At 68.1% G+C, this 7,338-nt stretch carries 9 protein-coding genes and 1 pseudogene; 7 read left to right on the top strand and 3 right to left on the bottom strand.

The genetic code is table 11. The features are described 5' to 3' along the window. From VMD50_RS04610 to VMD50_RS04585, 6 genes and pseudogenes are all read left to right on the top strand, one after another. On the top strand, positions 1 to 250 hold a 250-nt coding region (locus VMD50_RS04610), incomplete at its 5' end, for a SufD family Fe-S cluster assembly protein (protein ID WP_325425310.1). Continuing rightward, positions 247 to 1,404 carry a Fe-S cluster assembly protein SufD gene (sufD, locus tag VMD50_RS04605; protein ID WP_325425309.1) on the top strand — a complete coding sequence of 386 codons (1,158 nt, stop codon included), beginning with the start codon at positions 247 to 249 and terminating at the stop codon, positions 1,402 to 1,404. The genes VMD50_RS04610 and sufD, both read left to right, overlap by 4 nt. Continuing rightward, a complete protein-coding gene (gene sufC, locus VMD50_RS04600) occupies positions 1,404 to 2,186 on the top strand; it encodes a Fe-S cluster assembly ATPase SufC (protein WP_325425307.1) in 783 nt (260 codons plus the stop codon). Before sufD ends, sufC begins: the two co-directional genes overlap by 1 nt. Before the next feature lie 2 nt (positions 2,187 to 2,188). Then, positions 2,189 to 3,442, top strand: coding sequence for a cysteine desulfurase (locus tag VMD50_RS04595; RefSeq protein ID WP_325425305.1), 1,254 nt, complete (start codon positions 2,189 to 2,191; stop codon positions 3,440 to 3,442). Next, positions 3,439 to 3,925, top strand: a pseudogene (gene sufU, locus VMD50_RS04590) (Fe-S cluster assembly sulfur transfer protein SufU); the annotation flags it as partial. The gene VMD50_RS04595 and the pseudogene sufU, both read left to right, overlap by 4 nt. Next, the gene (locus tag VMD50_RS04585; protein ID WP_325425304.1) at positions 3,903 to 4,250 is read left to right on the top strand and encodes a metal-sulfur cluster assembly factor; all 348 of its coding nucleotides are present in this window, start codon (positions 3,903 to 3,905) and stop codon (positions 4,248 to 4,250) included. The pseudogene sufU and the gene VMD50_RS04585, both read left to right, overlap by 23 nt. 22 nt (positions 4,251 to 4,272) lie before the next feature. Here VMD50_RS04585 and VMD50_RS04580 read toward each other — a convergent pair whose 3' ends face one another. Both VMD50_RS04580 and VMD50_RS04575 read right to left on the bottom strand, forming a co-directional pair. Then, positions 4,273 to 5,007 carry a DUF5666 domain-containing protein gene (locus VMD50_RS04580; protein ID WP_325425302.1) on the bottom strand — a complete coding sequence of 245 codons (735 nt, stop codon included), beginning with the start codon at positions 5,005 to 5,007 and terminating at the stop codon, positions 4,273 to 4,275. Positions 5,008 to 5,088: 81 nt separating this feature from the next. Next, positions 5,089 to 5,331, bottom strand: coding sequence for a hypothetical protein (locus VMD50_RS04575; protein ID WP_325425301.1), 243 nt, complete (start codon positions 5,329 to 5,331; stop codon positions 5,089 to 5,091). On the opposite strand from VMD50_RS04575, the gene VMD50_RS04570 reads away from it, so the two are divergent. After that, entirely contained in the window at positions 5,315 to 5,923 is a 609-nt protein-coding gene (locus VMD50_RS04570; RefSeq protein ID WP_325425300.1) for a hypothetical protein, read from the top strand. The genes VMD50_RS04575 and VMD50_RS04570 overlap by 17 nt on opposite strands. A 26-nt stretch (positions 5,924 to 5,949) precedes the next feature. On the opposite strand, the gene VMD50_RS04565 is transcribed toward VMD50_RS04570, so the two are convergent. Beyond that, positions 5,950 to 7,338 (bottom strand): acyl-CoA dehydrogenase family protein (locus tag VMD50_RS04565; RefSeq protein WP_325425298.1); only part of this gene is annotated, 1,389 nt, incomplete at its 5' end.

The following is a 7,338-nucleotide window of genomic DNA, read 5'->3' as shown; positions in this document are numbered from 1 at the left end:
CAGCCGCAGCGACACCTACCCGTACGTCGACATCCGCGAGGACGACGTCACGATGGGCCACGAGGCCACCGTGTCGAAGGTCAGCGAGAACCAGCTGTTCTACCTGATGAGCCGCGGGCTGACCGAGGACGAGGCGATGGCGATGGTGGTGCGCGGGTTCGTCGAGCCGATCGCCAAAGAGCTGCCGATGGAGTACGCGCTGGAGCTCAACCGGCTGATCGAGTTGCAGATGGAGGGCGCGGTCGGATGACCGCTGCCGCACTGAATAAGGGAGAGCTGTTCTCCTCCTTCGATGTCGACGCGTTCGAGGTTCCGCACGGGCGCGACGAGCTCTGGCGGTTCACCCCGCTGCGGCGGCTCCGCGGGCTGCACGACGGCTCGGCGAACGCCACCGGCAGGGCGCGGATCGACGTCAGCGAGCGGCCCGGTGTCCACACCGAGACCGTCCGCCGCGGCGACCAGCGGCTTGGCCAGGGCGGCGCCCCCGCCGATCGCGTTGCCGCCCAAGCGTTTTCGTCGTTCAACTCCGCGACGCTGGTCACCGTCGGCCGCGACACGCGGATCGCCGAGCCGATCAACATCACCGTCACCGGGCCCGGCGAGGGCGCGGTGGCCTACGGGCATCTGCAGATATGCGTCGAGGAGCTCGGTGAGGCGGTGGTGGTCATCGACCTGCGGGGCAGCGGAACCTACGCCGACAACGTCGAATTCATCGTCGGCGACGCGGCCCGGCTCACGGTCGTGTGGATCGCCGACTGGGCCGACGACATGGTGCACGTCAGCGCGCACCACGCCAAACTGGGCAAGGACTCGGTGCTGCGGCACGTCACCGTCACGCTCGGCGGCGAGGTGGTGCGAATGTCGGCCAACGTGCGGTTCGGCGGCCCCGGCGGGGACGCCGAGCTGCTGGGCCTGTACTTCGCCGACGCCGGCCAGCACCTCGAGTCGCGGCTGCTGGTGGACCACGCCCAGCCCGACTGCAAGTCGAACGTGCTGTATAAGGGTGCGCTGCAAGGGGATCCGGACTCGGCGCTGCCCGACGCGCACACCGTCTGGGTGGGCGACGTGCTGATCCGGGCCGAAGCCACCGGCACCGACACCTTCGAGGTGAACCGCAACCTGGTGCTCACCGACGGGGCGCGCGCCGACTCGGTGCCCAACCTCGAGATCGAGACGGGCGAGATCGTTGGGGCCGGGCACGCCAGCGCCACCGGGCGTTTCGACGACGAGCAACTGTTTTACCTGCGCTCCCGCGGCATCCCGGAAGAGCAGGCCCGCCGCCTGGTGATCCGCGGGTTCTTCGGCGAGATCATCTCGAAGATCGCGGTACCCGCGGTGCGGGAACGCCTGACCGCAGCCATCGAACACGAGCTGGCCATCACCGAATCGAGAGCAACAGCGTAATGACCACATTGGAAATCAAGGACCTGCACGTCAGCGTCGACAACCCCAACGCCGCCGAGGGGGAGCGCGAGATTCCCATCCTCAACGGCGTGGACCTGACGGTGAAATCCGGTGAGACGCATGCGTTGATGGGCCCCAACGGCTCGGGCAAGTCGACGCTGTCGTACGCCATCGCCGGTCATCCCAAGTACCGCGTCACTTCGGGGTCGATCACGCTGGACGGCGAGGACGTGCTGGCGATGAGTGTCGACGAGCGCGCGCGGGCCGGCATATTCCTGGCCATGCAGTATCCCGTCGAGGTGCCCGGCGTCTCGGTGTCCAACTTCCTGCGCTCGGCGGCCACCGCCGTCCGCGGCGAGGCCCCCAAGCTGCGGCACTGGGTCAAAGAGGTCAAGGCGGCGATGACATCGCTCGAGATCGACCCGGCGTTCGCCGAGCGCAACGTCAACGAGGGTTTCTCGGGCGGGGAGAAGAAGCGCCACGAGATCCTGCAGCTGGAGCTGCTCAAACCCAAGATCGCGATCCTCGACGAGACCGACTCCGGCCTGGACGTCGACGCGTTGCGGGTGGTGAGTGACGGCGTGAACCGCTACGCCGAGTCCGAGCACGGCGGCGTCCTGCTGATCACGCACTACACCCGCATCCTGCGCTACATCCACCCGGAATACGTGCACGTGTTCGTCGGCGGCCGCATCGCCGAATCCGGCGGGCCGGAGCTGGCCGACGAGCTCGAGCAGAACGGCTACGTCCGCTTCACTCAAGCGGCGGCCGCAGGAGCATAACCGTGGCCACCACCGCGACACCGCTGGACGTCGACGCGATCCGCGCCGACTTCCCGATCCTCAAGCGCGTCATGCGCGGCGGAAATCAGTTGGCGTACCTGGATTCCGGCGCGACGTCGCAGCGGCCGGTGCAGGTGCTCGACGCCGAGCGGGAATTCCTGCTCACCTCCAACGGCGGGGTGCATCGCGGGGCGCACCAGCTGATGGAGGAGGCCACCGACGCCTACGAGCAGGGCCGCGCCGACGTCGCGGCCTTCGTCGGGGCCGACGCGCAAGAACTGGTATTCACCAAGAACGCCACCGAGGCGCTCAACCTGGTGTCATACGTGCTGGGCGACAAGCGCTTCGAGCGCTCCGTTCGGCCCGGCGACGTCATCGTCACCACCGAGCTCGAGCACCACGCCAACCTCGTTCCGTGGCAGGAGCTCGCCCGGCGCACCGGTGCCACCTTGCGCTGGTACGGCGTCACCGAAGACGGGCGCATCGACCTGGACTCGCTGCAACTCGACGAGCGGGTCAAAGCCGTTGCCTTCAGCCATCATTCGAATGTCACCGGCGCCTTCGCGCCGGTGACCGACCTGGTGACCCGCGCCAGGGCCGTGGGTGCGTTGACCGTGCTGGACGCCTGCCAGTCGGTGCCGCACCGGCCGGTCGACTTCCACGCGCTCGGCGTCGACTTCGCTGCGTTCTCCGGGCACAAGATGTTGGGCCCCAACGGGATCGGCGTGCTGTACGGCCGCAGCGAGTTGCTGTCCCAGCTGCCCCCGTTTCTTACCGGCGGGTCCATGATCGAGACGGTGACCATGGAAGCCTCCACCTACGCCCCGGTGCCGCAGCGCTTCGAGGCCGGCACCCCGATGACCTCCCAGGTGGTCGGATTGGCCGCCGCCGCGCGCTATCTCGCCGCGGTCGGCATGGACGCCGCCGAGGCCCACGAACGCGAACTCGTCGCCGCGACCCTCGAGGGCCTGTCCGGCATCGACGGCGTGCGCATCGTCGGCCCGACCTCGATGGAAAACCGCGGCTCGCCGGTGTCGTTCGTCGTCGACGGCGTGCACGCGCACGACATCGGGCAGGTGCTCGACGACGACGGCGTCGCCGTGCGCGTCGGGCACCATTGCGCGTTGCCGCTGCACCGCAGGTTCGGGCTGGCGGCCACCGCGCGGGCCTCCTTCGCGGTGTACAACACCGCCGGCGAGGTCGAGCGGTTGGTGGCCGGCGTGCGACGCGCCCTGGATTTCTTTGGGAGAGAATGACTTTGCGTCTCGAGCAGATCTACCAGGACGTGATCCTCGATCACTACAAGCATCCGCAGCATCGGGGATTGCGGGAGCCGTTCGACGCGCAGGTGTACCACGTCAACCCGGTATGCGGCGACGAGATCACCCTGCGGGTCAGGTTGTCCGACGACGGCGAAACCGTCGCCGACGTCTCCTACGACGGGCAGGGCTGTTCGATCAGCCAGGCGTCGACCTCGGTGCTGACCCAGCAGGTGATCGGGCACAGCGTCGGCGAGGCGCTCAAGACCACCACCGCCTTCACCGAGATGGTGTCCTCGCGCGGCACCATCGAGGGCGACGATGACGTCCTCGGCGACGGCGTCGCCTTCGCCGGAGTCGCCAAATACCCCGCGCGCGTGAAGTGCGCGCTGCTCGGATGGATGGCGTTCAAAGACGCTTTGGCGCAAGCCAGCCAAGCCGGCAAGGAGGACCAAAAATGAGCGAAACCACCGCACCGGACGACGAATTGCTCGCCGACGTCGAGGAGGCGATGCGCGACGTCGTCGACCCCGAACTCGGCATCAACGTGGTCGACCTCGGGCTGGTCTATGGCCTGAACGTCGAAGAGGGCGACGAGGGAACCATCGCCCTGATCGACATGACGCTGACGTCGGCGGCCTGCCCGCTGACCGACGTCATCGAAGACCAGTCGCGCAGCGCGCTGGTCGGCAGCGGCCTGGTCGACGACCTGCGGATCAACTGGGTGTGGAACCCGCCGTGGGGCCCGGACAAGATCACCGAGGACGGCCGCGAGCAACTGCGGGCCCTGGGGTTCACCGTCTGAATCCTGACCGCCCGACCCGGCGCTAGATGTGGAAGGGCAGGTGGGGGAGATGCAGGTGGTGGTGCGGGTGCCCCATCGGCGGGCACGCTTCCAGGCTGATCGTCATCGCGTGCAGCACGCCGGCGTCCTGGGCGCCCTGAGCGCCCATGCACTTGCCGTTCGTGATCACCCGGGAGTCTGAAGGCGTCTGCTTCTGGTAGGAGGTCGAGCTCGCGACGGTCACATTGGTGGGCGTCGGCTGGGGACCCATGCCGTTGACGGCGATCGTGTTACCCGAGACCGAGCTGACAGTGCCGTAGAACCCGGCCGGCGGCGGGCACTTGCCGTCGATGGCTGAGGTCACCGTCACGGCCTGCGCGGTGATCGCGCCACCCGTGGGCGCGCTTTGCGGGGTGGCGCGCACGTTGACGCAACTACCGGGGGTGACGTCCGTCAGCTGGGCCGGGGTGACCTCGACGACCCTCGTCGCCGGCGAGAAGTCCACGGTGGCCGAACCCGTGCGCGTCCTCAGCTGGATGGTGCCGCCCGATACCGACTCGACCAGGCCCTCGACGTAGTCCTTCGGGGCGGGGGGCGGCGGGGGAGCCGGCGCTCCCGGCGCGGGGCTGGGCGGCACCGCCGTCACCGTCGGCTTGCCGGTGCCGCTGGTGCTCGCCGTGCGATCCGAGTGGCACATGGCGACGCTCAACGCGATGACCGCGATGACCCCGACGATCGCCAGCTGAGCCAGTCGAGGCTTGACCGTGCTGGCAGACATCGACGTCGCTCCGATCGTGAGTTGCGGATTCGGACCTGAGTACCCGCTCGGAACCCGGTTTTCACCGCCCCGTAACCGGGATCACCCGCGCGGCTTGGGCCCGCAGTTGCCGTCGTTGGCCGCCCGCACGTTGATGCTGGTCGCCTGCAGCGCGCCGGCGTTGTCCATGGTCCCGCGGGCGTTGAGGCACTTGCCCTGGGCGATCGCGTCCGGAGTGGCGGTGGCCAGCTTGGAGTATTTGGTCTGGTCGTCGACCGTCACGGGCGTCTGCGTGGTGTTACCGCTGGCGTCGGTGCCCGCGACGCTGATGGTGTTTCCCGTCACGGACGCGACGGAGCCTCGCAACGGCTGGGGCTTCGGGGGCGCCGGTGTCGGCGAGCCCGAGGGTGCCGGTGCGCTGGAACCGGGGCCGGAAGCCGGTCCGGATTCCTTGGGCTTCGGGCAGGTGCCGTTGACCGACGGGCTGACCCGGACCGACGCCGCGGTGACCGGCTGCCCGCTCTGGGCTGCCTGGGTGGGCCGCACGGTGACGCAGCTGCCCGAGGTGACGTCACTGAGCGTGGCCGGCCCGACCTCGGTGATCTTGGTCGTCGCGGTGAAATTCACGGCGGCGTTGCTCTTGTCTTCCTTGGTGACCTGGATCGAGTTGCCCGCAACCGAGGCGATCAGGCCGCTCACCTTGGCTTCGCCCTGGGCCGGTGCCTGGGAGGTGGCGGTCGAGGTCACAGTCGACGTAGAGGTGGAAGTCGACGTCGGAGCCGATTGGTTCGACGACCCGCACGCGGCGACGGACAGCGCGGTGGCGCCGGTGGCGGCGAGGATGGCGAACCGGGTGAGCCGGGCCGTGGGACAGCTTGCTGATATCAACATTTCCCCCATTCGTGAGTTGGACCACGAAAAGATGTACCCGATTTAGCTGTGCCGGAGCTGTGTGACGCCCATTCAGAACGCGTCTTCGGAGACTCGCATGATGTCGTCGTCGATGGATTCGATGACCCTGCGCTGCGCGGCCAGCCGGGGAAGCATGTTCTTGGCGAAGAACGTCGCCGTCGCGACCTTGCCCTGAAAGAAGTGTTTGTCGCTGCTCGAGGCAGCGTCGGCCAGCGCGGCGCGCGCGATGCCGGCTTGCACCAGCAACCGCCAGCCGATGAGCAGATCGCCGACCGCGAGCAGATAGCGCACCGATGCCAGCCCCACCTTGTAGATCTGGGTCGGGTGCTGCGTGGCCGACATCAAATACCCGGTCAGCGCGCCGGTCATCGCGGTGACTTCGTCGAGCGCGGCTTGCACCAGCTCCGCCTGAGGTTTGAGTTCCTCGTCGCAGGTGTCGATGGTGCGGCTGACCTGAGCCGTCAGGAACTGCAGTGCCTGGCCGCGGTCGCGGACGATCTTGCGGAAGAAGAAATCCAGCGCCTGGATGGCGGTGGTGCCCTCGTAGAGCGAATCGATCTTGGAGTCGCGGATGTACTGCTCGATCGGATAGTCGACCAGGAAGCCCGAACCGCCCAGCGTCTGCAGCGACTCGGTCAGGATTTCGTAGGCCCGCTCGGAGCTCACCCCCTTGACGATCGGCAGCAGCAGGTCGTCGATGCGATGCGCCATGTCCGGGTCGGCGCCCGAAACCCGTTGCGCGACATCGGCGTCCTGGTGGGCGGCCGCGTACATGTAGAGCGCCCGCAGGCCCTCCGCGTACGCCTTCTGGGTCATCAGGCTGCGACGCACGTCGGGGTGATGGATGATCGTGACCCGCGGCGCGGTCTTGTCGGCCATCTGGGTGAGATCGGCCCCCTGCACCCGCTCCTTGGCGAAGGCCAGCGCGTTCAGGTAGCCCGTGGACAGGGTTCCGGCCGCCTTCACGCCGATCGTCATGCGAGCCTGCTCGATCACGGTGAACATCTGCGCGATCCCGTTGTGCACGTCGCCAACCAGGTAGCCGACGGCCGGCACATCGGTGGCGCCAAAGGTCAATTCGCACGTCGGCGAGGACTTGATGCCCATCTTGTGTTCCAGGCCGGTCGCGAAAACACCGTTGCGGGAACCGAGTTCGAACGTCTCCGGGTCGAACAGGTACTTGGGCACATAGAACAGGCTCAACCCTTTGGTGCCCGGGCCCGCGCCCTCCGGCCGGGCCAGCACCAGGTGGAAGATGTTCTCGGCGGTCTCGCCCACGTCGCCGCCGGAGATGAACCGTTTGACGCCCTCGATGTGCCAGGTGCCGTCGGGTTGTTGGATGGCCTTGGCGCGGCCCGCCCCGACGTCGGATCCGGCGTCGGGCTCGGTGAGCACCATGGTGGCCTGCCAACCGCGCTCCACACCGATGGCCGCCCACCG

It is taken from the genome of Mycobacterium sp., assembly GCF_035506235.1.
Taxonomy (GTDB): Bacteria; Actinomycetota; Actinomycetes; order Mycobacteriales; family Mycobacteriaceae; genus Mycobacterium.
This window is presented reverse-complemented; position numbering and strand designations above follow the sequence as displayed.